Annotated in this window: 22 protein-coding genes; 16 read left to right on the top strand and 6 right to left on the bottom strand. The window is 66.4% G+C overall.

What is annotated here, in order from left to right:
• The first annotated feature begins 14 nt into the window (after positions 1-14).
• The 10 genes from ABTX24_RS25605 (at position 15) to ABTX24_RS25560 (ending at position 11,790) form a co-directional block, all read left to right on the top strand.
• Positions 15-1,625 (top strand): FAD-dependent monooxygenase, encoded by a 1,611-nt coding sequence (locus tag ABTX24_RS25605; protein ID WP_350843615.1) that lies wholly within the window; start codon positions 15-17, stop codon positions 1,623-1,625.
• Positions 1,622-2,266 carry a YczE/YyaS/YitT family protein gene (locus tag ABTX24_RS25600; RefSeq protein WP_350843613.1) on the top strand — a complete coding sequence of 215 codons (645 nt, stop codon included), beginning with the start codon at positions 1,622-1,624 and terminating at the stop codon, positions 2,264-2,266. Before ABTX24_RS25605 ends, ABTX24_RS25600 begins: the two co-directional genes overlap by 4 nt.
• Before the next feature lie 144 nt (positions 2,267-2,410).
• Positions 2,411-3,493 (top strand): homogentisate 1,2-dioxygenase, encoded by a 1,083-nt coding sequence (locus ABTX24_RS25595; protein WP_502890782.1) that lies wholly within the window; start codon positions 2,411-2,413, stop codon positions 3,491-3,493.
• 183 nt (positions 3,494-3,676) lie between these two features.
• The gene (locus tag ABTX24_RS25590; protein ID WP_350843611.1) at positions 3,677-4,093 is read left to right on the top strand and encodes a DUF4345 domain-containing protein; all 417 of its coding nucleotides are present in this window, start codon (positions 3,677-3,679) and stop codon (positions 4,091-4,093) included.
• Between the two features lie 96 nt (positions 4,094-4,189).
• Entirely contained in the window at positions 4,190-5,221 is a 1,032-nt protein-coding gene (locus ABTX24_RS25585) for an AraC family transcriptional regulator (protein ID WP_350843609.1), read from the top strand.
• Positions 5,222-5,366: 145 nt separating this feature from the next.
• On the top strand, positions 5,367-6,314 hold the full coding sequence (locus ABTX24_RS25580) for a 3-hydroxyacyl-CoA dehydrogenase (RefSeq protein ID WP_350843607.1): 948 nt from the start codon (positions 5,367-5,369) through the stop codon (positions 6,312-6,314).
• 42 nt (positions 6,315-6,356) lie between these two features.
• On the top strand, positions 6,357-7,910 hold the full coding sequence (locus tag ABTX24_RS25575) for a flavin-containing monooxygenase (RefSeq protein WP_350843605.1): 1,554 nt from the start codon (positions 6,357-6,359) through the stop codon (positions 7,908-7,910).
• On the top strand, positions 7,903-8,802 hold the full coding sequence (locus ABTX24_RS25570) for an alpha/beta fold hydrolase (RefSeq protein WP_350843603.1): 900 nt from the start codon (positions 7,903-7,905) through the stop codon (positions 8,800-8,802). The genes ABTX24_RS25575 and ABTX24_RS25570 overlap by 8 nt, the downstream gene beginning before the upstream one ends.
• A 279-nt stretch (positions 8,803-9,081) precedes the next feature.
• Positions 9,082-11,304, top strand: coding sequence for a molybdopterin cofactor-binding domain-containing protein (locus ABTX24_RS25565; RefSeq protein ID WP_350843601.1), 2,223 nt, complete (start codon positions 9,082-9,084; stop codon positions 11,302-11,304).
• A gap of 9 nt (positions 11,305-11,313) precedes the next feature.
• Positions 11,314-11,790: a (2Fe-2S)-binding protein gene (locus ABTX24_RS25560; protein ID WP_350843599.1), complete on the top strand. Its 477-nt coding sequence runs from the start codon at positions 11,314-11,316 to the stop codon at positions 11,788-11,790.
• A gap of 31 nt (positions 11,791-11,821) precedes the next feature.
• On the opposite strand, the gene ABTX24_RS25555 is transcribed toward ABTX24_RS25560, so the two are convergent.
• Complete coding sequence (locus ABTX24_RS25555) at positions 11,822-13,090, bottom strand: PucR family transcriptional regulator (RefSeq protein ID WP_350843597.1); 1,269 nt, start codon at positions 13,088-13,090, stop codon at positions 11,822-11,824.
• A 37-nt stretch (positions 13,091-13,127) separates the two neighbouring features.
• Positions 13,128-14,216: an alkene reductase gene (locus tag ABTX24_RS25550; protein WP_350843596.1), complete on the bottom strand. Its 1,089-nt coding sequence runs from the start codon at positions 14,214-14,216 to the stop codon at positions 13,128-13,130.
• Positions 14,217-14,381: 165 nt separating this feature from the next.
• On the opposite strand from ABTX24_RS25550, the gene ABTX24_RS25545 reads away from it, so the two are divergent.
• Complete coding sequence (locus tag ABTX24_RS25545) at positions 14,382-14,984, top strand: TetR/AcrR family transcriptional regulator (RefSeq protein WP_350843594.1); 603 nt, start codon at positions 14,382-14,384, stop codon at positions 14,982-14,984.
• Positions 14,985-14,994: 10 nt separating this feature from the next.
• Here ABTX24_RS25545 and ABTX24_RS25540 read toward each other — a convergent pair whose 3' ends face one another.
• The 4 genes from ABTX24_RS25540 to ABTX24_RS25525 form a co-directional block, all read right to left on the bottom strand.
• The gene (locus ABTX24_RS25540; protein ID WP_350843592.1) at positions 14,995-15,795 is read right to left on the bottom strand and encodes a hypothetical protein; all 801 of its coding nucleotides are present in this window, start codon (positions 15,793-15,795) and stop codon (positions 14,995-14,997) included.
• Between the two features lie 41 nt (positions 15,796-15,836).
• The gene (locus tag ABTX24_RS25535) at positions 15,837-16,694 is read right to left on the bottom strand and encodes an alpha/beta fold hydrolase (protein WP_350843590.1); all 858 of its coding nucleotides are present in this window, start codon (positions 16,692-16,694) and stop codon (positions 15,837-15,839) included.
• A 226-nt stretch (positions 16,695-16,920) separates the two neighbouring features.
• Positions 16,921-18,465, bottom strand: coding sequence for a long-chain-fatty-acid--CoA ligase (locus ABTX24_RS25530; RefSeq protein ID WP_350843588.1), 1,545 nt, complete (start codon positions 18,463-18,465; stop codon positions 16,921-16,923).
• A gap of 195 nt (positions 18,466-18,660) precedes the next feature.
• A complete protein-coding gene (locus ABTX24_RS25525; protein WP_350843586.1) occupies positions 18,661-19,149 on the bottom strand; it encodes a winged helix-turn-helix transcriptional regulator in 489 nt (162 codons plus the stop codon).
• A 155-nt stretch (positions 19,150-19,304) separates the two neighbouring features.
• Here ABTX24_RS25525 and ABTX24_RS25520 point away from each other — a divergent pair, with 155 nt between their 5' ends.
• The 5 genes from ABTX24_RS25520 to ABTX24_RS25500 all read left to right on the top strand — a co-directional run bounded on the left by ABTX24_RS25520 (position 19,305) and on the right by ABTX24_RS25500 (position 24,912).
• On the top strand, positions 19,305-20,177 hold the full coding sequence (locus ABTX24_RS25520) for an alpha/beta fold hydrolase (RefSeq protein ID WP_350843584.1): 873 nt from the start codon (positions 19,305-19,307) through the stop codon (positions 20,175-20,177).
• On the top strand, positions 20,174-22,072 hold the full coding sequence (locus tag ABTX24_RS25515) for an AMP-binding protein (RefSeq protein WP_350843582.1): 1,899 nt from the start codon (positions 20,174-20,176) through the stop codon (positions 22,070-22,072). Before ABTX24_RS25520 ends, ABTX24_RS25515 begins: the two co-directional genes overlap by 4 nt.
• Positions 22,073-22,174: 102 nt before the next feature.
• Complete coding sequence (locus tag ABTX24_RS25510) at positions 22,175-22,990, top strand: mycofactocin-coupled SDR family oxidoreductase (protein WP_350843580.1); 816 nt, start codon at positions 22,175-22,177, stop codon at positions 22,988-22,990.
• 34 nt (positions 22,991-23,024) lie between these two features.
• Positions 23,025-23,858 carry a mycofactocin-coupled SDR family oxidoreductase gene (locus ABTX24_RS25505; RefSeq protein ID WP_350843578.1) on the top strand — a complete coding sequence of 278 codons (834 nt, stop codon included), beginning with the start codon at positions 23,025-23,027 and terminating at the stop codon, positions 23,856-23,858.
• A 67-nt stretch (positions 23,859-23,925) separates the two neighbouring features.
• Positions 23,926-24,912, top strand: coding sequence for an MDR family oxidoreductase (locus ABTX24_RS25500; RefSeq protein WP_350843576.1), 987 nt, complete (start codon positions 23,926-23,928; stop codon positions 24,910-24,912).
• Positions 24,913-24,943 lie beyond the last annotated feature (31 nt).

Below are 24,943 nucleotides of genomic sequence, written 5' to 3'. Positions count from 1 at the left end.
GATCCATGACCAGCATGAGCCACTCAGAGGATCCGGTTGTCGTCATCGGCGACGGTCCCGTCGGACAGACCGCGGCGCTGCTCCTGGCGCGATGGGGCCTGCCCGTCGTCGTCGTGGACGCACGTCCAGTACGGGACATGGTCGGCTCGAAGGCGATCTGCCAGCAGCGCGACGTCCTCGATGTCTGGGACAGTCTCGGCGGCGCGGGTGCCCAGATCGCGCGAGAAGGCGTCACTTGGACCCGGGCAACGACGTTCCATCAGGACCATGAGCTGTTCACGCTCGAGTTCCAGGACCCGGGCCAGTCGCCCTTCCCGCCGTTCGTGAACATCTCGCAGTGCCGCACCGAGGAGATCCTCGACGAGAAGATCGAGACCAACCCTCGTATCGACGTTCGGTGGGGTCATCGGGCCACCGGGATCGCTCAGAACGACTCCGGGGCCGTGGTCACGTGTGTCACCGAGTCTGGCGAGGTTCGTATCGCAGCGTCGTACGTGATCGCGTGCACCGGCGCCCGCAGCGATCGGCTCCGCGCGGAGCTGGGACTGACGTTCGAGGGTTCGACGTTCGGCGACCAGTTCCTGATCTGCGACATCCGCACGGACCTGCCGGGCTGGGGCCAAGAGCGCCGGTTCTACTTCGACCCCCCGTGGAATCCGGGTCGTCAGGTGCTCATCCATCCCTGCCCCGACTCCACGTTCCGGATCGACTGGCAGGTGCCGGAGACGTTCGATCTCGCCGAGGCGGAGCGGTCAGGTTCGCTGGACGCGCGCATCCGCCAGATCATCGGCGACCGCGAGTACGAGGTCATGTGGAGCTCGGTCTACCGGTTCCACTCCAGGGTCGTGAACCGGATGCGCGTCGGGCGGGTCCTGCTGGCCGGCGACTCGGCTCACTTGGTCTCGCCGTTTGGCGCACGCGGTCTCAACAGCGGTGTCCAGGACGCCGAGAACGCCGCCTGGAAAATCGCATTCGTTCTACATGGCTGGGCTCCGGAGAGCCTCCTCGACAGCTATCACGACGAGCGGCACGCGGCGGCGCTGGAGAACATCGACGTCACGACAGCCACGATGAACTTCCTGGTCCCGCACACCGCCGCCGAGCAGGACCATCGCCGCCGGGTGCTCGAAGCGGCACGCCACGACCCGATGTCACGGGCCGAGGTCGACTCCGGTCGGCTCGCCGAGCCGTTCTGGTACTCCGACTCGCCGCTCACGACACCGAGCGTCGACCGCCCAGCGTCCGGCCGTCCACCGCGCGGCACGACGCCGCCATGTGCGCCGGGGGTGTTGATTCCCGACCACAAGGTGTACGACAGCGTCGATGGGCGCCCGGACCGCCTGAGACGGAGGCTGCGCGACGGCATGACCCTGCTGTGCGGGACAGCGGTCGACGTCGGTCAGGTTCGCGACGTCGTGGCGGCGGCCGGCTCCGCTCACGTGTACGTCAGCGGAGTCGACGAGCTCGACGATGACCTCGGGCGCGCACTCGGGCTCGGCGCCGACGAGGTCTGGCTGGTTCGGCCTGACGCGCACATCGCAGCGTGTCTGGCGTCGGCCGACGCGGCCGACGTCCTCGCAGCGGTCCACCGCACACTGGGCAGCACCGCGAATGCGCTTTCGTGAGCCGACTTTGGCCGGTGAGCCGGGGCGGCCGGTTCATCCAGCTCGCGGTGGGTCTGCTCATCGCGTCGACGGGTATCTGGCTGAGCATCCGCGCGAACCTTGGGGTCGCCAGCTGGGAGGTCCTCCACATCGCTCTGGCAGACCGCCTCGGGATCGGTGTCGGAACGGCGTCGATCGGGGTCGGAGTCCTGCTGGTCACGATCGTGGCACTCCTGGGCGTACGTCCTGGCGCAGGCACGCTGCTGAACGTCCTGATCATCGGGATCGCTCTGAATGTCCTGCTCGACCTGCCAGCACTCGCGTCGTTGCCCTCGGGCGGGCTGCCAGTTCGGCTCGGTGTACTTGCCGCCGGAATCGTCGTGTTCGCAGTTGGATGCGCGATCTATGTCGGGGCGCATCTGGGTTCGGGTCCCCGCGACGGGCTGATGCTGGCGGTCCATCTGAGAACGGGGCTGGGCATCGGGCCGGCGCGGATCCTCTCCGAAGGCGTCGGGCTGGCCACCGGTTGGCTGCTCGGGGGACCGGCAGGGCTTGGGACCGTGCTGTTCGTCCTGACCGCCGGCCCCTGTGTGGCAATTGCGTTCAAGGCTCTCGGTCTGCGGCCTCTGGCACCTACATCACCGCACGCCGCGGCGTGCTGACCACCATCTGTAAGGAGACGGCTCGTGTTCTATCGCCACCTGGGTGACATCCCTCGGCACCGGCACACCCAGATGAGGGACGCCGATGGCCGGTTGCACTACGAAGAGCTCATGGGCGAGGAAGGTTTCTCGTCTGACTCATCCTTGCTCTATCACAGAGAGATCCCGTCAGCGATCGTCGCGACCGCGGCGTGGGAGCTGACGGACCAGGCGACCGCTCCGAATCACCCCCTCCGGCCGATCCACTTCACGCTCCACGACCTCTTCCGCGACAGCGAGCCTGATGGAACCGATGCTGTGACCGGCCGGCGCCTGGTGCTCGGCAACGGCGACGTCCGGATCTCGTACGTGGTCGCCGGCGCAGTCGCGCCCTACTACCGCAACGCGATCGGGGACGAGTGCGTCTACGTCGAGTCGGGCTCCGGCATCGTCGAGACCGTGTTCGGCGCCCTGCCATACCGGACCGGTGACTACGTAGTGATTCCTCGGGCGGCGACCCATCGCTGGGTGCCGGCGGACGTCAACCGCCTGTACGCCATCGAGGGACAGGGGCACATCGCCCCTCCGAAGCGGTACCTCTCCCGCTACGGCCAACTGCTCGAGCACGCACCGTTCTGCGAGCGCGACCTGCACGGGCCGACCGAGCCGCTTCTGGCCGAGGGATCCGACGTCGAGGTGCTGGTCAAGCATCGAGGCAACGGTCCAGGGGGAATCGTCGGGACGACGATGACGTACGCCACCCACCCGTTCGATGTCGTCGGCTGGGACGGCTGCCTCTATCCCTACACGTTCAACATCGAGGACTACATGCCGTTGACCGGCAAGGTCCACCAGCCACCCCCGGCTCACCAGGTCTTCGAGGGAAACAACTTCGTGATCTGCAACTTCGTCCCGCGCAAGGTCGACTACCACCCACTAGCGGTGCCCGTTCCCTATTACCACTCCAACGTCGACAGCGACGAGGTGATGTTCTACGTCGGCGGTGACTACGAGGCCCGCAAGGGCTCAGGAATCGATGTGGGTTCGGTGTCACTGCACCCCGGCGGCCATGCTCACGGCCCCCAGCCCGGCGCGATGGAGCGGTCGCTCGGAGCAGAGTTCTTCGACGAGCTCGCGGTCATGGTCGACACGTTCCGCCCGCTGGAGGTGGGCGAAGCCGGTCGCATGGTGGACGACGGTGTGTACGCCTACACGTGGGCGCATGGCCGCAGCGGATCACTGGGATGAACGACGCGCTCGCTCGTTCCATTGCCAGTTCCGTTCCATTGCCAGTTCGTCCGCTCCCGATTATAGTACGAACGTAATTTAAAATGCAGAACGGCTCAGGAACGAGCCCCTCATGACGAGCCAGTCGTGGCGGGACGGCTTCGTGACGTCGTACAAGGACGTGCCTACAGAGAAGGAAAACGCATGCCGTCTGTTCCGGTGACAGGTGCAAGCCGGCGTAGCCGACGACGCTTGCAGTGGACCCTCGCGGTGCTAGCGGCTATCCCCACCACCAGCGCCGCACGCGAGATCGTGCTCGGCCCTCGAGGAGTGCCAGGCGGATCGCCGGAGGTGACCCCGACGGTGGACAGTGCCCTTCGCTACGCCAACGTGTTCAAGCTCGCCGTTGGACCTGTGATGTGGTCTCAGGTCCCACGTGTCGACAACAACTCGCCGGCACTCACTTCTGTGCTGGCCGCGCTCTTCGTCGGCGGTCTTGCTCGGACGTGGTCCTGGAAACAGGCTGGCCGGCCCCATCCGGTCTCGGTGACAGCGCTGGGGCTCGAGCTCCTCGCCCCGCCCGTGCTGATTGCCTGGCAGCGGCGAGTTGCCTCGCGCTGAACCTCGTTCATCGGTCACGTGGAGGCAGAGGACCTCGCTGTTGTCCTCTGCCTGGTCACTTGTCCTGGGTGAGCGGGTGCTCGAGAATCGTCGACCGTGACCAGCCTCATACGCGCCACGGTCATCTCAGGCGCCCGTGAGCTGATCGACGAGCTCGGCGGGAACGCGGATGAGCTGCTCCTGGCCCACGGCATAGATCCGCTGGCGATCGATGACTTCGACCGCTACGTCCGCTACGCGGATGCGGCCGCGGTACTGGGGCAGGCGGCGCGTCAGCTGGATGTCCCGGACGTCGGGCTGCGCCTAGGCGGCAGGCAGGGCATCGGAGTCCTTGGCCCCCTTGGTGTCATTCTCCGCAACGCTGAGACCGTGGGTGATGCGGTGTCAGCATGCTGTCGGTTCCTGGGCAACATCGCGCCGGCAGACACGGCCGAGCTGATTCCGGGATCGGGCTCCCGATCCGCTGTCTATTCATACTCGACGATCTTGGACAGTCCCTTCGACCGGCGCCAGATGGTGGAGAGAAGCCAGGCGTTGGCCATGCACGTGCTGCGGATCATGATGGGCGATGGCTTCACGCCCCGACGAGTGACGTTCCAGCACGAACGGTTCGCGGCGGTCGACTGCTATGAGAACGTGTTTGGCTGCCAGGTGGTCTTCGGTCAAGACCGCAACGGCATCCATCTCGCACCGGATGACCTCCGACGCGCCATCGATCACCGTGACGCAGTGGCTGCCGAACTGGCCGAGGACTACTTGAGCAGGTTGCATCCCACGGTCGCTCTGGCCGAGCACATCCGCGACGTCACCCGGCGGCTCATGATGGTCGGCGAGATCGGGTTACGCCAGGTCGCCCGGGCGGTGTCGATCCACGAGCGCACCCTCCAGCGCGAGCTTGCTGCAGAGGGGACGAGCTTCGAGGAGATCCTCGACGATCTACGCCGCGCCACGGCATGGGAGCTCGCGGCGACCGGCATGCAGGCTGCGCAGATCTCTCGCGCGTTGGGGTATGCCGAACAGAGCAGCTTCACCCGTGCGTGTCGACGCTGGTTCGGTCACTCTCCCCGGGACCTTCTTCGTCAGCGGCGAGGCCAGAACCCAGGGCGGGAGCCAGCCCGGCGAGCGTAGTGATCGATCGCTGGGTCGACCTTGCTGGCGTCAGATGACAAATCTGTGTCGCCCGAAGGCAAGTTCACAGACGACCTCCTCTGCCATCTTGTGATGGACGTCACGCCGGTCGGGCGTCCTCGAATCGACAGGATGGTGGATCCACGTGTCAGATCTCAATCGGGTCACAGTGCTGGGGGCAGGCGTGCTGGGTGGGCAGATCGCCTGGCACAGCGCGTTCAAGGGCAAGACCGTGGTGGTCTACGACATTGCCGAAGACGCCATCGAGAGAGCGCGTGCCACGCACGACGGCTACGCAGAGATCTATCTCGATCAGGTCGGCGCGAGTGAGGGTGATATCGCCGCCACGCGCGGACGGCTCACGTACAGCACGGACCTGAAGGCAGCGGCGGCTGAGGCGGATCTCGTGATCGAGGCCGTGCCCGAGGTGCCCGACATCAAGGTCGCGGCCTACCAGAAGCTCGCCGATGTCCTGCCCTCGCATTCATTGATCGCGACGAACAGCTCGACCTTCCTGCCCCGGGACTTCGCTTCCGCCACCGGCCGGCCGGACAAGTTCTGCGCGCTCCACTTCGCCAACATGATCTGGGCCATGAACGTCGCCGAGGTCATGGGCCATCCGGAGACGTCGAAGGAGACGCTGACCTCCGTCACGGAGTTCGCCATCGAGATCGGCATGCGGCCCATCCCGGTGCGCAAGGAGCAGAACGGCTACGTCATCAACACCTGGTTCGTGCCACTGCTCAACGCCGCCCAGACGCTGGTGACCAACGGCGTAGCCACACCCGAGGACGTCGACCGCACGTTCATGCTCAACGGCGCGAACTTCGGTCCGATGGGCATGTTCGATTTCGTCGGCATGAAGACCGCCTATGACGTGCTCGCCTACTGGGGAGCACGGTCCGGCGATGAGCAGATGAACCGGAACGCGGCGTACATCAAGGAACGGTTCCTTGACCGCGGTGCGTTGGGAGTCGCCACCGGCTCGGGTTACTACAGCTACCCGGACCCGACCTATCAGCGGGCCGACTTCCTGGCCGTTCCGGACCTGGCGGAAGTCCCAGGTCTGGTCGAGTCGATGCTCCCGTCCTGAGCCCCGCACCCGCCCCAACCCGGAAACAACGAGGAGCCCGCGATGACTGCTACAACCTCAGCCCACACGTCCGTTGCCTTCGACCACGTCGACGTACTCGTCGTCGGCGCGGGGATCGCCGGCCTCAGCGCCGCCTACCATCTCAAGAGACTGCAGCCGGGACGTACGTTCGCGATCGTCGATGCGCGCAGCAACATCGGCGGCACGTGGGACCTCTTCAAGTACCCCGGCATCCGTTCCGACGCCGACCTGCAGACCTTCGGCTTCGGCTTCAAACCATGGCGTCGGGACAACGCGATCGCCGACGCCCACGAGATCCTCGACTACCTCCACGAGACCGTCGAGGAGAACGACCTGCAGCGACACATCCACCTGGGACACAAGGTGCTGAAAGCGGACTTCTCGACCGCCGACGAGCGCTGGGTCGTCACGCTCGAACGCGCCGGCGACGGCGCGCGGGTCGATGTCACGGCCACCATGCTCTTCTCCGCGGCCGGCTACTACGACTACGACCAGGGCTATACCCCTGAGTTCGAGGGCAGGAATGACTTCGGTGGCGAGATCGTCCACCCTCAGCAGTGGCCCGAGGACCTCGATCACGCCGGAAAGAAGGTCGTCGTCATCGGGAGTGGCGCCACTGCCGTCACCCTCATCCCGTCCATCGCCGCGAGCGCCGATCACGTCACGATGCTGCAGCGCTCCCCGTCGTACGTGCTCCCGATCCCTCGACAGGATCCGATCGCCAACACGCTGCGCCGGTTCCTACCTGCCAAGCCGGCCCACGACCTGGCCAGGGCGTTCAACATCCGTAGGTTGAACGTCCTCTACGGGTTGAGTCAGCGGTTCCCCAGGCAGATGCGTGCACTCGTGCGGAAGATCAACGCCGCGTCTCTCCCCGAGGGCTACCCCGTCGACACCCACTTCAATCCGGCCTACAACCCGTGGGACCAGCGCATGTGCATGGTCCCCGACGGCGACATGTTCAAGGCCATCTCTGACGGCAGCGCCTCCGTCGTGACGGACAAAATCGTCCGCTTCACCGAGTCCGGCATCGTGCTGGAGTCGGGCGCCGAGCTCGAGGCGGACATCATCGTGACCGCCACGGGACTCAGGATGGTGCCCTTTGGAAAGATCGCCCTAGCCGTCGACGGCACTGACGTCCACCTTCCTGACCACGTCATCTACAAGACGATGATGGTCAGCGACGTCCCGAACTTCGCTTTCACCGTGGGCTATGTGAACCAGGCGTGGACTCTGAAGGCGGATCTCGTCTCGGCATGGTTCTGCCGCCTTCTCGCCTCTATGGATGAGCACGGTCACGCCAGCGTCACGCCGGTGGTTTCGGACAGGTCCATGCCTCTGAAGCGCTACGTGGAGATGGATACGGGCTACGTCAACCGGGCCATGCACCTGTTCCCCAAGCAAGGCACCCGCGGCCCCTGGGTGGCGCCACAGAGCTTCAACCGTGACCGGGTCGTCCTGGGCAAGGACCCGATCGACGACCCAGAACTGCACTTCACGGATACGAAGCTGGCTCCGACGACAGCCACGTCCTCGTCCGCCGAGCCGGCCTTCGAGGTGGTGCTTGGTGAGTAGCCCGGCATTCGTCGCTGTGCAGGGCCGGCGCGTACGCGTGCGGCTCGCCGGTCCTCCCGAGTGCCCACCGGTCGTCCTGATCCATGGGATCGGTCGGACGCTGGAGGATTGGGCCGAACAGTTCCCTCGGCTCTCCTCGAGATGCCGACTGATCGCGCTCGACCTTCCTGGCTGTGGGTTCTCGCAACGTGCACCGCAGCCGACGACGCTAACCGTCCTGGCCCAGGCGGTCGTCGATGTCTTGAACGAGCTCGACGAGGCGCGGCCAGTGCATCTGGTCGGTAACTCCCTAGGTGGTGCCGTTGCGATGCAGGTCGCCGTCACGGAACCCAGCCGTGTCACGAGCCTCACCCTGGTGGACAGCGCAGGCTTCGGGAAAGAGGTCGCACTCGCACTGCGCCTGCTTGCTGTGCCGTTGATCGGTGAGGCCTTGACCGCACGTCTCCCACGTTGGTCCGCGCGAGTGTCGGAGCGCACGCTGTTCGTCGACCCTCGCCTTGCGACCGAGGCGCGCGTGGGTCATGCACTCGCGGTCTCTCGCCAGCCCGCCACCGGGAGCGTGATGCTGGAGATCGCTCGGTCGCTGGCGACGCTGTCCGGTGTCAGCGCCGCCTGGCGCACGGACCTCCTCCGCGCGGTGGCCGACCTCGAGCTCCCGACTCTTCTGGTGTGGGGCGATCGCGATCGGGTGCTTCCCCATGCCCACCTGCAATCGGCACGAGCTGCTTTCCCCAAGGCCGAGTCGGAACTGTTCCCAGGGGTCGGGCACATGCCTCAGATCGAGGTCCCCGACGCCTTCGCTGAGCGGTTCCTCGATTTCCTGGGCGGCGTTCCGCAGCCGACCGGGTCTGGTGCGGTGAGGTCGCCATCAGTACGGCGCCGGGCCGAGTGATGCGGTTGGAGTGCTCTCCAAATGTGGCTTCCGGAACTGGGGTGTTCCACATGGCGATCGATGTGTGACCGGTGTCACCGTACGGGGGTGGCCCGCACTGATGGCGCGGCGACTGAAACCCACTGTTGCTCGGAGGCTTCCATGGTCGATCACCCCTCGGACGATGCGGCGCCAGCCGATGGCTGGGTCGGACCGGCCTTGGGCAGACGCAAGGTCCTCGGGTACTTGTTGGCGGCACCGACACTGGCGGTGGCGGTGCGCCTGGGAGTGGACTCGAATGTGCCCAGCGAGGCTGGCGCGCTGACCGCGCTTCCCGTGCCCAGCAACGATCTGCCGGCCGACATCTTCGACCTCGGGGATGCGCAGAACTACGGTGCGAAGCCGACGTCGCACCTGATCTGGATGGAGCTGCGCGAGGACGGCACGGTTCACTTCGCGCTCCCGCGTATGGAGGCCGGCCAGGGCATCGTGACCTCGACGGCGATGATTATCGCCGACGAGCTCGACATCCCGGTCAGCAAGGTCGAGGTGACCCTCGCGAAGGCACGCCCCGAGCTGGTCATGAACCAGTTGACCGGCGGCTCCAACACCACCATGTCGACCTACTACCCGGTGCGCGCTGCGGCCGCCATCGCTCGTGGTGCGCTCCTCGAGGCCGCAGCCGCCATGCTGGGCGGGCTCACCCCGAACCTTCTCGACACCGAGGCAGGCGCGGTGGTCGCCCCCGACGGGACCAAGATCCCGTACGGCGATCTTGCCGCTGCTGCCGCGGTGCCGAAGACCACCGAGGTGGAGGCCGAGCTCAAGGCGACGTCCGAGCTCAACATCGTCGGGTCGCCGATGGGTCGTACGGACGCGCGCGCCGCAGTGACCGGAGCGAAGCGTTTCACCTTGGACCTCGACATCGCCGACGCCCTGCCCTGTATGGTCGCCAAGCCGCCGACGATCTTCGGCAAGGTCCGCCAGCTCAACAACGAGGCGGAGGTCGTCGCGATGCCGGGCGTCACCCATGTCGCCGTCATCGAGACCGGCGTCGCGATCCGGGCACGCACCTTCGGCCAGTGCATCGATGCCATCCGAGCCCTCGATGTCGACTGGGATCCGGGACCGGTCGGCGCCGATTCCGACGACGATGTGCTGGCTGACCTCAAGCGGGCTGAGGTGCCGCTGCTGGTTCCCAGCGTCCCGATCCTTGCGAAAACCGTCGATACCGAGTTCACCTTCGCCTTCGCCAGCAATGCCTCGCTCGAGCCGGACTGTGCGATCGCCGACGTACGTGCGGACTCTGCCGAGATCTGGGGCGGGTTCAAGGCCCCGGTTCCTGCCCAGCAGGAGATCGCGTTGAAGCTCGGACTGCCGCAGGGCCAAGTGACGATCAATGTGGTCACCGGGGGTGGGTCGTTCGGCCGCAAGCTCTTCCACGACGGCGCCATCGACGCGGCTCTGGCGTCCCAGGCGATGCGGGCACCGGTGCGGTTGATGTGGCACCGCGCAGACGCGTGTCGGCACGGGCGGATGCATCCGATGTGCACGTCGCGTGTGCGGGCAACCACGCTGGGCAAACAGGTCCTGACCTACGAACAGCGGCACACCAGCGCCCGCACCGACTTCGGCCACGGATTCGGCGACATCATCACGGCGGCAGCCGGGAAGCTTCCGGTGACCGACTACACCCTGTCGCAGACCGTCTACTCCCTGACTGCCGGAGCGCACTACAACTTCGGTGCCACCACATCGCTGCTCAACGAGCTGGTGGACCGACGGTTCAACACGGCGTCGATGCGCAACATCTACTCACCGAACGTGGCGATCGCGCGGGAGGTGACGGTCGACAAGATCGCCAGAACCACCAACCAGGACCCTTACCAGCTCCGACGCGCCTTCGTCCGCAAGGATCGGTCCCGTGCGGTCCTGGATCGCGTCGCCGAAGCCGGCAACTGGGGACGGTCGATGCCCGCCGGCCACGGCCAGGGCCTCGGGATCCACAACGAATACCACGGTTTCAGCGCATGCCTGATCGAGGTCGACGCCACCTCGGCGACGGTGAACCGGAAGATCCGGAAGGCCGTGACCGGCCCCCGTGTCACCAAGGTCGTCTTTGCTGTCGATGTCGGCCTGATCATCAACCCGACCGGGCTCAAGGCGCAGATGATGGGCGGCATCATGGACGCGCTGGCGATCGTCTTCACCTCCAGCGTCCACCTGAAGGACGGCAACTTCCTCGAGGCGAGCTGGGACAACTACGCCTACACGCGACAGTGGAACACGCCGCCCGAGCTCGAGATCCACTTGATCGAGTCCAACGACGAGAGCCCGGGTGGAGCGGGGGAGTTCGGGGTAGCCGCCGCCTGTGGCGCTGCCGCCAACGCGTACTGGGCGGCCACCGGCACCATGCCGACGCAGTTCCCGATCAACCACAACGGCCCGCTGCACTTCGACCCGTTCCCGTACACGCCGTCCGTCCCACCGTCGCCGACCAACGGCCTCGACTTCGTCAGTTAGGACCACGAGATGTCGACACACACGTTCAAAGTCAACGGCAACCAGGTCAGCGTCGAGGTCGAGGACGACGTACGTCTCCTCTGGGTCCTACGGGACGTCCTGGGCATCACCGGACCGAAGTACGGCTGCGGCATCAACGTCTGCAAGGCCTGCACCAGCCACATCAACGGCAAGGCGTTCAACCCGTGCGCGGTGCGAGTCGCAGACATCGCCGCCGGCGACGAGGTCACCACCATCGAGGGCCTCGCGGACACCGTCGAGGGCGACCTGCACCCGATGCAGCAGTCCTGGATCGACCACGACGTCGCCCAATGCGGTTACTGCCAGCCTGGCCAGATCATGGCCGCCGTCGACCTTGTGCGGCGGGTGAAGGCGGAGGGCCGCGCCGTCACCGACGCCGACCTGGACACGATCCGCAACGTCTGCCGCTGCGGCACCTACCCGCGCATCCGCTCGGCCATCCGCGACGGCGCGGAGAGGATGTAGCCGAGATGATGTAGCCGTGCGGCCTCGCCTGTCACGAGCCTGCGCGCAGCACCCGGACGGCTAGGAGCAACTCCACGAGCGACTCGAGTCTGCGAAGGTCGGAACCGGTGCTCGAGGCGATGCGCTCCAGCCGGTAGTAGACCGTGTTGGCGTGAACGTAGAGGGTCTCCGCCGCTTCGCGGACGTTGAGGTTGCTGTCAGCGTAGGCCTCCAGCGTGTCGGCATAGATACCGTCGCCAGCCAGATCCTCGGCGAAGAACGCGACCACTTGATCCCTGAGGAGGCGACGAGCGAACGGGTCGGGTCGCCGAATCAGGTAGGTGAGAGGGGAGACTTCGGCAATCGGCACGAACCCCTGGCGGCCCCTGAGCGATTCGCAACCCAGGGCGGCCGCGCCATAGGCATCAGCGACAAGCATGAGACCCGCTTGGACCGTGCTGCAGCCGACCGACATCGCGGTACCCCGGGTATTCAGCTCATCCGCGAACCGACGCAGGGAGTACGTGACCTCCGACTCGGTCCTGTCCAGCAGCGGGATCAAGCCGACCATCTCACCGCGCCGGGCGACGAAGAAACCGGCCCCCGCAAGTGCGACAGTCGCGGCCGCCACGGCTTCGGACAGGTCGTCACTACACTCATGGCCAACTGCCGGTCTTGCCACCACAAGAAGGAACGTGGAGTCCTCGGCGAGGCCTGCATCTGCGAGGATGCGTTGGCCCAGCAGCCCCTGTGGAGCTCGCCCGTCCAGAAGGTCGTCCAGTACGTCCCGCTGCAGTCGTTGGAGATCGGCGAGCTGGTGCTGCTGAAGCTCGAAGTATGAACTCGCCACAGCGGAGCTGCCCGCCTCGATCAGGCGCATCAGCTGGGTGACGATCCCCAACAACATCTCCGCAGCCTCATCCGACTGAGCGCTGTAGGCACGAAGGCCCTGCCAGAGTGTTCGTTGACCGACTCGGAACGCGGTGAGGAAGTCGACGAGTGAGATGTCGGCCTCGAACCTCGGCCTGGTGTGCTTCGACATCCACGGAAAGTCCTCGGGAGTCGGCTCATGCCCTTCGCGGAGGCTGCGTGCGAAGATCCCGAACACCTGGCGGCAGTGCGCCGCGACGTCAGCCTCCTGGTCGCTGTCTCGGTAGGCGGGGACTGCTTCCCAGATGTCCTGGACCGCCTGCCGTGCGAGCGTCTCCGCAGATTCGTCGATCCAGTCGGCAATCTGTGGCCGCGGCGCACCGTGGATGTCTCTCGGGGCCTGCCCGCCCGCCACAAGGATCTCTCCACTCCCCGGGCTCTCCGGTTTCATGGTGATCGTTCTCCTCCAAGTGGCGGTCGGGTGGGTGTCAGGCGTGAGTGAGCGTCGGGTAGTCGGTATACCCGCGGGAGCCACCGGTGTAGAGCGTGTCGGCGTCGAGGTCGTTGAACGGGGCATCGGTGCGGAGCCGCTCGGCCACGTCGGGGTTGGCGATGGCGAACCGGCCGAGCGGCGCGATGTCGGCCAGACCTGCGTGGATGTCGTCGGCGATGTGCTCGCGCTCACGCCCGTACCGGACCACGAGCAGCGCGCTCGGCCACGCGTCCCGGAAGGAGCGCAGCAGCTCGTCGTCTCCCAGGTGGTGCACGTGCAGGTACGCCAGATCGAGCTTGGCGAGCTCGCCCACGAGGAAGCGGTACTGGGCACGTACGGCCTCGGTGTCGCCCTCATCGAGGCCGCCGAGCGGGAAGGCGGGGGAGATGCGGATGCCGGTACGGTCCGCGCCGATCTCGTCGGCGACGGCCCGGGCGACATCGATCACGAAGCGGGCCCGGTTCTCGATCGACCCGCCGTACTCGTCGGTGCGCTGGTTGGCGTTGGGCGCCAGGAACTGGTGCAGCAGGTATCCGTTGGCGGCGTGGATCTCCACGCCGTCCGCGCCGGCGGCGATCGCCGAGGCGGCGGCGTGACGGAACTCGCCGATGACGTCGTGGATCTCCCCGGCGCTGAGCTCGCGCGGCACGGGGGTCTTCTTCGGGCCCTCGGCGGTGAACATGTCCTGCTCGGCAGAGATCGCCGACGGGGCGACCGGCTGCCGGTGGTGCGGGGTGTTGTCCGGGTGGGAGATCCGCCCGACGTGCATCAGCTGGATGAACAGGTGGCCACCCTTGTCGTGCACCGCATCGGTGACCTTCCGCCACCCCGCGACATGCTCAGGTGTGTAGATCCCCGGCGTGTTGAAGTAGCCCTGCCCGTCGTCCGAGGGCTGCGTGCCCTCGGAGATCAGGAGGCCCAGTGACGCGCGCTGGCTGTAATAGGTCGCCGCAAGCTCGCTGGGGGTGCCGTCGGAGCTGGCGCGGCTGCGGGTCAGGGGAGCCAGCGCGAGACGGTGGGGGAGCTCGAGTCGACCGAGGGTGAACGGCTGCCAGATTGAAGAGGAGGAAGAGGAGGAGGTCATGACCGGGTGATGTTCCTTTGCAATGAAGCGGTGGCCACTGTTCCGGTGCGAGGCCAGGTCGTCTCGTACCGCCGTGGGAGAATGAGCACGGGCACCTTCGAGCCCACGCAACAGTGACTACACTCAAAACTGAGGCTAGTCATAGTTTATTCCAGGAGGAGCACGATGCCAGTGGCGTCCCAGGCGCTTGGGCGACGCGAGCGGAACAAGCAGGCCAAGCTCGAACGCATCACCGCGGCGGCCAGCGAGCTGTTCGCCGAGCATGGCGTGGATGAGGTCACCACGCAGCAGATCGCGGACGCCGCCGACATCGGCACCGGCACCCTCTTTCTGTATGCCAAGACCAAGGGGGAACTGCTGCTCCTTGTCCAGAACGCGCACTACGTCGAGGCGCTGGAACGCGGCCGCGCCGCCGCCGAGAGCGCATCCAACGCGCTGGACGGGGTTCTCGCGCTGGTCACGCCGGTCGTGGAATGCAATCGTGTCCAGGTCGACAACGGCCGCACCTACCTGCGGGAGATGGCCTTCGGCGATCCCACCGAACCCCATCACGCCGAAGCGCTGTCCATCGTCGTCCAGACCGAGGAGGCCGTCGCCGGCATCCTGAACGACCGGGCGCAGATCGCCCCTGCCGAGGCGTTGACCCTGGCTCGGGTGGTCACGGCCATCATGTTCTTGGACATGGCGGTGACCGTGAACGCAGGTTTGAGCGTCCCGGAGATCCTCGCGAGCATTCGCACCCAGCTGGCAGCGATCCTTCCGCGCTGACCTCGGCACGTCAGCTCTCGTAGTGGGGCAGGACCTCGCCCTCCTTCACATAGGTCAGGGTGGCGGCGACGTCGTACGCGTGGATCGCCGAGACGTACGGGACCATCAGATCGGTGAGGTCGCCGACCTGGGTGCCGGTGAAGAACGCGTCGCGGGCGACGTCGTCGGCGAAGCCGAGGATGACGGAAGCGTGCAGGTGTTGATCGCCGGGGTTGTCATGGGCGACGTTCGGGGTGTCCCAGAGCTTCTCGCTCCACGGCAGGAACACCTGCGTGCGCAGCTCCTTCAGGACTCCCGTCCCGGCGAGAGCGGGCACGAGGCCTTTCTTGACGAAGCGGTGGAAGTCGATCGTTCCGGCGTCCGAGTGGCGGCGTAGGTAGACGACCGCGCGTGACCCAGGCCTGTCTCCCGGAGCGACGTCGTACCAGCGGGAAGAGTTGGGTGGGCCGGCGTAGAGAAGGGTGCGGCGGAACACGTTGATCTCGTCCTCATAGGCGAGTGCGGTCTGCTTGCGGCCGGCCAGTGGGGACAGTGGGCTCTCGAAGGTGACTTCGGCGATGCCGTCGATCTTCCGGTCGACCGGGATCGCAGTCTCGACTCCTGGCGTGGCGGGCCAGCGGCCCGGGTTGGCCTCGGCGAGGTGGATCTGCCGGTACTCGAGCTGCCCCGGAGTGTTGGCGATGATGCCGGAGTGAGGGCCCTTCCAGTAGACCATGCCGGTCTGGCGGGGCTGATCGGTGCGCATCCACAACAGGATCGAGGAGCTGAAGTGCTTCGAGACGTCCGGTGTCTTCGTGGTGGCCTTGCTCATGGTGATGCCTTCCGTTCCTCGTGTGCTGTCGGGGACGTCGTTCACGGCGCGAGGAACTTTGCGGCGACCGGAGCGAACTCCTGCCAGTACTGGAAGATGCCACCGTGGCCCGAGTTCGGGTAGATGATCAGCTCGCTGCCCGCGATCCTCTTGTGCAGGTCCTCGGAGAGCACGGAGGGCACCATCCGGTCGTTGTCGCCGTTGGCGATCAGCGTCGGCTGGGTGATCACGGCCAGATCCGACGGTTCCGAGCGACCGAATCGCTGGATGGCCTTCAGTTGCGTACTGAACGCCTTGTTGCTGATCTTCTTGTCGCGGTCGGCGGTGCGCTCCTTAAGGCGTTCCACGAACGCCTTCCCAGCCTGCTTGCCAACCTTGTCGCGGTTGAAGAAGAGGAACTCCTTCGGGTCAGACCGTGTGATCACGGACCGAAAGATGTCCCAGTAGGTGACGCCCACGACCTTGTCGATGTTCTCGCCGCCGCGCGGCCCCGTGCCGGTCAGCACGAGCTTGCGGACCAGGTCGGGGTGCTTGACGATGAGATCTTGGGCGATCATCCCGCCCATGGAGAAGGAGAAGACGTCTACCTTGTCGAAGCCGAGCGCGGTGATGAACGTGTAGGCGTCGTCGGCGGCTTCCTCCAGGGTGTCCGGGACGGTTCCGGAGGACGCGCCGACGCCTCGCTGGTCGAAGGTGATGACGTGTCGGGTCTTCGCGATGGCGTCGACGATGCGCGGGTCCCAGTTGTCCAGGGTTGCGGCGAGGTGCACGAAGAACACGACGGGGATGCCGCCCGTCGGTCCGAGCTCGCGGTAGGCGAGCGTGACATCTCCCGCGGTGACGGTCTTGGCAGGGGCTTTCGCGTACGAGGTGATGGCGGGTTCGCCGGTGCTGCTCATGATGTTGTCCCCTTCGGGGGCCGGTGTTGCCGGCTGCGTTGTCATGGGTGTCGCGACGTATCCAGTCGCGTGCTCAGCGGCGCAGGAATGGGAAGCCCTGAACCCAAGTCCTGGATCGAGGACCTCATGCCGCCCGAGCCCACTCAATCATGAGCGCGCTCAGTAGCGGTGTCAAGGAGGCCCCGCGCGGAGCAGGTTGCCGGTGGTATCCCTGCTCTCGGTCCCGTCAACGCAGCTCGCGCTTGAGGATCTTCCCTGTGGCGGTCATGGGCAGAGAGCTGGCGACTTCGATGATCCGCGGGTACTTGTACGCGGCCATCTGCTCCTTTGCCCAGCGGACCAGGTCCTCGCTGGTCGCCTCGGCTCCCGCGTTGAGGATGACGAACGCCTTGACCTCTTCGCCGTGGCTCTCGTGGGGAATGCCGATGACGGTGGCGAGGCTGATGTCCGGGTGGCTCATGAGGACTTCTTCGATCTCGCGGGGGTACACGTTGAAACCGCCCCGGATGATCATGTCCTTGGAGCGGTCGACGACGTAGTAGAAGCCGTCCTTGTCCTTACGGGCCAGATCGCCGGTGCGGAACCAGCCGTTACGCATCACCTCGGCGGTCGCCTCGACCCGGTTGTAGTAGCCCTTCATCACGTGGTGTCCGCGGGTGGCGATCTCGCCGATCTCGCCGACCTGGGTGACCTCGTTCCAGTCTTGGTCGATCAGCTTGACCTCGACGCCCCAGACGGGAATGCCGATCGATCCTGGTCGGGGATCGCGGTCCGGGTCGCTGAAGGTGACGACCGGCGAAGTCTCCGACAGGCCATAGCCCTCGAGGATCTGCACCCCGAGCTTCTGCTGGGCGCGAGTGATGATGTCCACCGGCAGGCTGGAGCCACCGGACACTCCGATGCGGAGGTTCTGCGCGATCCGTGTCACGTCGACGTCGTCGGTCAATGCTTCCAGCAGGCCCCACCACATGGTCGGTACGCCGGCGAAGAAGGTGATCGACTCGCGCTGCATGAGGTCGATGACCTGTCGCGCATCGAAGCGGGGCACCAGGTGCAGGGTTGCTGCCATCGAGAAGCCGGCGTGCATCTGCACGGTGGCTCCGAAGGTGTGGAACAACGGCAGTGCCAGGACGTGGGTGTCGGTCGCCGGTTCGCTGGAGAACAGCCGGTTGCAGGTCAATGCGTTGAAGGCCGTGTTGGCATGCGAGAGCTCGGCGCCCTTCGGGCTTCCAGTGGTTCCGCTGGTGTAGAGGATGCAGGCGGTATCGGTCGCCTCAGTCGCAACCGACTCGAACTGCACGGGCATGGACGCCAATGCCTGGCCGAGTGTCTCGACTCCCTCGATCGGGCTGGGAGCGGCCGGATCCGCGGTGATGAGGAAGAAGTGGCTGGCGCTCGATGCCTGGAATCCGCTGTGTCCTTCGGTCCCGACCGGGAGTTCTGGGGTGCCTTCGAAGCAGAAGTACGCCACGGCCTCGGAGTCGGAGAGATGGTAGGCGATCTCGCGCGACTTCAGGAGAATGTTGAGCGGGACGATGACCGCGCCGGCCTTGAGAGCCCCGTAGTAGACGATGGGAAACCAGGCGATGTTGGGGCTGCTGAGCGCGACCTTGTCGCCGGGTTGGATGCCCCGGTCGATGAGGAGATTTGCCACCTGGTTGGCGGCCGCATCGACCTGCGCGTAGGTCAGGCGAGTTCCCCCGAACACCAGGGCGTCACGCCGAGGGTACCTACGGGCGGAGTCCTCGAGGAGGACGGACAAGTTGAACATCGGATGCTGCTCCTTGGCGGTTCATGGAACGCCTGGTCGTGCTCGGCGGGCCGTAGTGCTGTCGATTGCAGTATGACCATAATGTGATGAGCGCCATGTGAACAAGGGGCCATGGAGCGATCCGCAATTACTTTGCGTTGGGGACAGGTTCTGGTTGCTGCCGAAGAACGTCCGTAGAGGACAATGGCTCGTTGCTTACGACGCCGACCGGGTTTCGAGCACGGCACGGAGTCGGTCGTCGGCGGCAGGTCCGGGCCGGAATGACGTGTGTTCCTCGTCAAGCGGCTTGCCGGTCGAGCGATCGACCAGCACGGGGTCGACCTCGGCTTCGGTCTCGCTGTCGACCAGGAGGACGTTCACTGCCTCCGGCGGATAGTGCTGGTTGCCCCAGGCATACAGCGCGATCAGTACCGGACGGAAGGCGTGCCCGGCTTCGGTGAGCACGTACTCGTCGCGGGGAGGCCGCTCGTTGTATCGGCGCCGTTCGAGGAGGCCGGCATCAACGAGGGCGGCGAGCCTGCGAGAGAGCGAGTTGGGCGAGATGCCGAGGCTCTTCTGGAACTGCTCGAACCGGGTGAGGCCATGCGTGGCGTCTCTCAGGATCAGGATGCTCCACCACTCGCCGACCCGCTCCAGGGCTAGTGCGACCGGACAACTCATACCTTCGAAGCTTGTGCGTTCCATGATGGAAGTCTACCCGAGTGGTGCGCTTCAGTGCCCGCGCCATCGCTTCCAAAAAAGTTCCATGATCGTAGTCACTTGCGTCATGGTAGTGACGAGCGTTACATTCCACTCGTTACCAGTCCTTCAAGCGAACGAGGTGTGTTGTGAGCTCTTTGGTGATTGACAGCAAGTACCGCTCGGTGGAGATCGAAACGAAGTACGTCGAGGTCGACGGTGTGCGGTATGCCTACCGCGAACTCGGTCCGGCGCAGCCGGTGGACGCGACGCCTCTGGTGTTCCTGCACAGGTTCCGGGGGACCTTGGACGACTGGGACCCGGCCTTCGTGGACGCCATGGCCGCGGAGCGGCACGTGATCCTGTTCAGTGACGCGGCGGTCGGTTCGTCGACGGGAGTGCCGGCGACGAGCGTTGACGAGAAGGCTCGCAACGCGGCCTCGTTCGTGCGTGCACTGGGCCTCGGAAGCGTCGACGTACTGGGCTTCTCGATGGGCGGATTCGTCGCCCAGGCGATCGCCATGGCTGCGCCCGAGCTGGTGCGCAAGGTCGTGCTGATCGGCACGGGGCCCGGCGGTAACGCCGAGACCGATCCGCCCACGGACATCGTCTTCGAGATCGCCCTGAAGCCCGAGTACGCCTTCGAGGACGTCCGCTATCTCTTCTTCGCCGAGGGTCGTGACGCCGAGACCCAGGCCTACATCGAGCGCCACGCGCTGCGTACGGATCGGGAACCGCTGGTCTCCGAAGAGACCATCCAGGCCATGGTGGGCCTGATCCTGGACTACATGGGCGGCAAGACCGACCACTATGCACGTCTTGCCGAGCTGCGTCAGCCGGCGCTCATCATCAACGGGGACGACGACCACTTCTTCCCCTTGAAGAACGAGTGGCTGCTGTATCGCGAGCTGCCCAACGCGCAGCTGGCGATCTATCCCCAGGCCGGCCACGCGCCCCACCAGCAGCACCCGGAGACGGTTGCGGCTCAGGTCAACCGGTTCCTCGGCGCCCAGGACGCGGAAGCTTCTCGATGACCGACCATGGCAGCCTCTACCAGGGCTGGCGGGAAGACCCGCTCGGCTACTGGCGAGAGCAGGCCTCTCGGATCGCCTGGGACACGCCGCTGTCCGAGGTCTTCGACGCTTCCGCCGGTCCGTACGGCCGCTGGTTTCCCGACGGCCGGCTGAACACGAGCTACAACTGCCTGGATCGTCACGTCGAGGCAGGTGCTGGTGACCGCCCGGCGCTCGTCTGGGACAGCGCGATGACCGGTGAGGTCGTCACCCACACCTACCGCGAGCTTCGCGACCGGGTCGCCAAGCTGGCCGGGGCACTCGCTGCAGTGGGAGTGGGCCGGGGCGATCGGGTGGTCATCTACATGCCGATGGTCCCGGAGGCGGCGATCGCCATGCTGGCGTGCGCACGACTCGGCGCCGTCCACTCGGTGGTGTTCGGCGGGTTCGCGTCCTCCGAGCTGGCGACGCGGATCGACGCCACCTCTCCGCGAGTCGTGATCGCGGCATCGTGCGGACTGGAGCCAGGCCGGGTGGTGGAGTACAAGCCGGTGCTCGACGAGGCGCTCATGCTTGCGCGCCATCGCCCAGAGGCGTGTTTCGTGCTCCAGCGTCCGGAGGCGCCGGCGGAGCTGATGCCGGGTCGTGACCACGATCTGCTGGCCGCGGAGGCGGCGGCGAGCCCGCACGATCCGGTGCCTGTGCAGGCGACCGATCCGCTGTACATCCTGCACACCTCGGGCACGACGGGTCGACCGAAGGGCATCGTCCGCGACAACGGCGGGCACGCGGTCGCCCTCGCCGCCTCGATCCCGACGATCTTCGGACTAAGCGAAGGAGATGTGTACTGGGCCGCCTCCGACGTCGGGTGGGTGGTCGGACATTCCTACATCGTGTACGCGCCGCTGCTCGCCGGGCTGACCTCGGTGATGTATGAGGGCAAGCCGGTCGGCACACCGGACGCTGCCGCGTTCTGGCGGGTCATAGAGCGGCACCGGGTCAACATCCTCTTCACCGCGCCCACGGCGATTCGGGCGATCAGGCGTCAGGACCCGGAGCTGGACATGAAGGCGGAACACGACCTGTCGTCGCTGCAGGCAGTGTTCCTGGCTGGGGAACGCTGCGACCCGCCGACCGCGATCTGGTTGCAGGAGCAGCTCGACCGACCTGTCATCGACAACTGGTGGCAGACCGAGACCGGCTGGCCGATCACGGCCCGGTTCCGAGGTGGAGAGCTGACTCCCTTCAAGCCCGGCTCCGGAGGACGACCGAGCCCGGGTTTCGAGGTCGCTGCGCTCGATGATCTCGGCGGTCCGTTGGCGGTGGGGGAGACCGGCAACCTCGCGATCCGACTTCCGCTGCCACCGGGATGCGCACCCACGTTGTGGGGCGACGACGAGGGCTACCGGACGTCGTACCTGGAGGACTTTCCGGGCTGGTACCGCACGGGTGACGCCGGGCGCGTCGACGGGGACGGTGACGTCTGGGTGCTCGGCCGCACCGACGACATCATCAACGTGGCCGGGCATCGCTTGTCCACGGGTGCGATGGAGGAGGTGCTGGCCGCCCATCCCGATGTCGCCGAGTGCGCGGTCATCGGTGCACCCGATCCGCTGAAGGGCGAGCTGCCGACGGGACTGGTCGTGCTCAAGGCGCGCGCCGACCGTGACCCGGCCGCCATCACGGCCGAACTGGTGGCGATGGTCCGCGAGCGGATCGGCGCCGTTGCGTCGTTCCGTACGGTCCTCGTCGTCGACCAGCTTCCGAAGACCCGCTCGGGGAAGATCCTTCGTCGCACGCTCCGCGACCTCGCCACCGGAGGGCCGGTCCAGGTGCCACCGACGATCGAGGACCCCGATGTCGTCGACCGCCTTCGCGAAGCCTTTGGCGCGATCGAGGCCCAGGCAGCGCGCTGATGAACCACGACGCCGGGCTGCACCCGCAGCCACGACGCCTCGCTTCACACGGAGCGGCCACGATGGCCGGTCCCGTTCGGATCGAACAACGAGGAGAAGGTCATGGGACGAGTCGAGAACAAGGTCGCGTTCATCACCGGTGCGGCCCGCGGACAGGGTCGTGGCCATGCGCTGCGACTGGCCGCTGAGGGCGCCGACATCATCGCGCTGGACATGTGCAAGCAGCTGCCGTCCGCGCGCTACGACCTGGCCACTTCCGAAGACCTGGTCGAGACCCGCAAGGCAGTCGAGGCACTGGGTCGTCGGGCGATCGCCGTCGAGGTGGACGTACGTGACGAGCAGCAGCTCGAGGAGGCGTTCCGGGAGGGCGTCGCTGAGATCGGCCATGTGGACATCGTCATCGCCAACGCGGGGGTTGCCCTGTTCGCGGTGGACCAGCCGCACGAGGCGTGGAAGGACACGATCGACATCAACCTCACCGGCGTCTTCAACACCCTGGAGACAGTCGTGCCGTCGATGATCGAGCGCGGCGCAGGCGGGGCCATCGTGCTGACCAGCTCGACGGCGGGTCTGCGCGGAATCCTGGGGCCGTCCCGGGGGTCACTCGCGTACGTCGCCTCGAAGCACGGCCTGGTCGGGCTGATGCGGTCCTATGCCAACAATCTGGCGGCCCACTCCATCCGGGTGAACACCGTGCACCCGACCGGGGTGGAGACGCCCATGATCGTCACCCCGTCGATCGACGCCTTCCTCGAGGCGAACCCTGAGCTCGTCTCGCACGTCACCAACGCGATGCCGGTCGGCCTCGTCTCGGTCGAGGACGTCACCAACGCGGTGCTCTACCTCGTCTCCGACGACGGCCGCTACGTCACCGGGACGACTCTGACGGTCGATGGCGGCTTCGCGAACAAGAACTGATCCAGGACTCATCCACACAACCAAGGAGCACAACATGACTGGACGCGTCGAAGGCAAGGTCGCCTTCATCACCGGGGCAGCCCGGGGACAGGGCAGGGCACATGCCGTCCGGCTGGCCTCAGAGGGAGCCGACATCATCGCGGTCGACATCTGCGAACCGATCGACTCCGTGCCGTACCCCCTGGCGACCGAGGCCGAACTCAAGGAGACGGTGAACCTCGTCCAGGGCCTCGGCCGCAAGATCGTGGCGAGCCACGCCGACGTGAGGGACTTCTCGGCACTCGAGGCCGCCGTAGCAGACGGGGTCGCGGAACTCGGACGGCTCGACATCGCCGTGGCGAACGCCGGGATCCTCTCGGCAGGCCCGACCGAAGCCCTGCCGGAGCAGACCTGGCGGGACATGATCGACGTCAACCTCACCGGCGTCTACTACGCCGCCAAGGCCGCGATCCCGCACATCCGGGCAGGCGGCCAGGGTGGGTCGATCGTCCTGACCAGCTCCGCGCTCGGCATCCGGGCGATGCCGAACATGGCGCACTACGTCGCCGCGAAGTCCGGTGTCATCGGCCTGATGAGGGTCATGGCCCTCGAGTTGGCCGCTGAGAAGATCCGGGTCAACACCGTCAACCCCAGCATCGCAGACACACCCATGGTGCAGAACGAGGCTGTGCACAAGCTGTTCATGCCCCACATCGACAATCCGACACGTGAGCAGGCGGCCGAGGTCTTCGCGACGCTGAACCCGATGCCGACCCCATGGGTCGACGCCCAGGACGTCAGCGACGCGGTGCTGTTCCTCGTCTCGGACGAGGCCCGTTTCGTCACCGGCCTCGAGTTCAAGATCGACGCCGGCTTCTGCCTGGCCTGACGGGCGCCCGCCCTCCCGCGGACCTCGGACAGCCCGGGGCCGACCAAGCACCTGCCAAGGAGACCAGATGAGAGCAGTACAGATCCTGAAGGACGATGCCGGCCAGCGCGCCGAGCTCACCGAGATCCCCGACGAGGACATCGGAGACGGCGACGTCACGATCGCCGTCGAGTACTCGGCGGTCAACTTCAAGGACGGGCTGGGCGTCACCGGTGCCGTACCGGTGGTGGAGCGCTTCCCGGTGGTCGCCGGCATCGACCTCGCCGGCCGCGTGGTCGAGGCCTCGGCCGAGTCCGGGTTCTCGCCGGGCGATGCGGTCGCCGTCAACGGGTGGGGACTGGCCGTGAACCACAACGGTGGCTTCGCCACCAAGGCACGCGTACCCGCAGCGTGGATCACCCGGGTACCTGAGCGATTCACCACCTGGCAGGCGATGGCGATCGGCACCGCCGGCTACACCGCAGGGCTCAGCGTCGTGGCCCTCCAGCAGCACGGGTTGAGGCCCCAGGACGGACCGGTCATCGTCACGGGTGCGGCCGGCGGCGTCGGCTCGGTCGCGATCGCACTGCTCGCCGCGCTCGGCTACGAGGTGCACGCTTCGACCGGACGACCGGCCGAAGAGACGTACCTGCGTCGCCTGGGTGCCTCCACGATCGTCTCGCGTGGGGAGCTCTCGGAGCCGGCCGCGGCACCGCTCCAGAGCGAGCGATGGGCAGGCGGCGTCGACAGCGTCGGCAGCCATACGCTGGTGAACGTGCTCGGCCAGATCCGGTATGGGGGAGTCGTTGCGAACTGCGGGCTCGCCCAAGGACTGGACTTCCCGGGGTCGGTCGCTCCGTTCATCCTGCGGGGCGTCACCCTGGCCGGGATCGACTCGGTCAACGCTCCGCAGACCAAGCGGAACGACGCCTGGGATCTGCTGGCAGCGAACCTCGACGCAGACCTGCTCGAGCAGATGACCACTACGGTGCCACTCGGTCAGGCAGCCAAGGTTGCCGAGCAGGTGCTTGCCGGAACTGTGCGCGGGCGGACGGTCGTCGACGTCAACGCCTAGTGATCCTTTGGGAGGCTGAGGGCGGCGAGCG

The organism is Nocardioides sp. NPDC127514, assembly GCF_040302125.1.
Lineage (GTDB): Bacteria > Actinomycetota > Actinomycetes > Propionibacteriales > Nocardioidaceae > Nocardioides.
The sequence above is the reverse complement of the archived record's forward strand: the minus strand, read 5'-3'. Positions and strand labels throughout refer to the sequence as shown.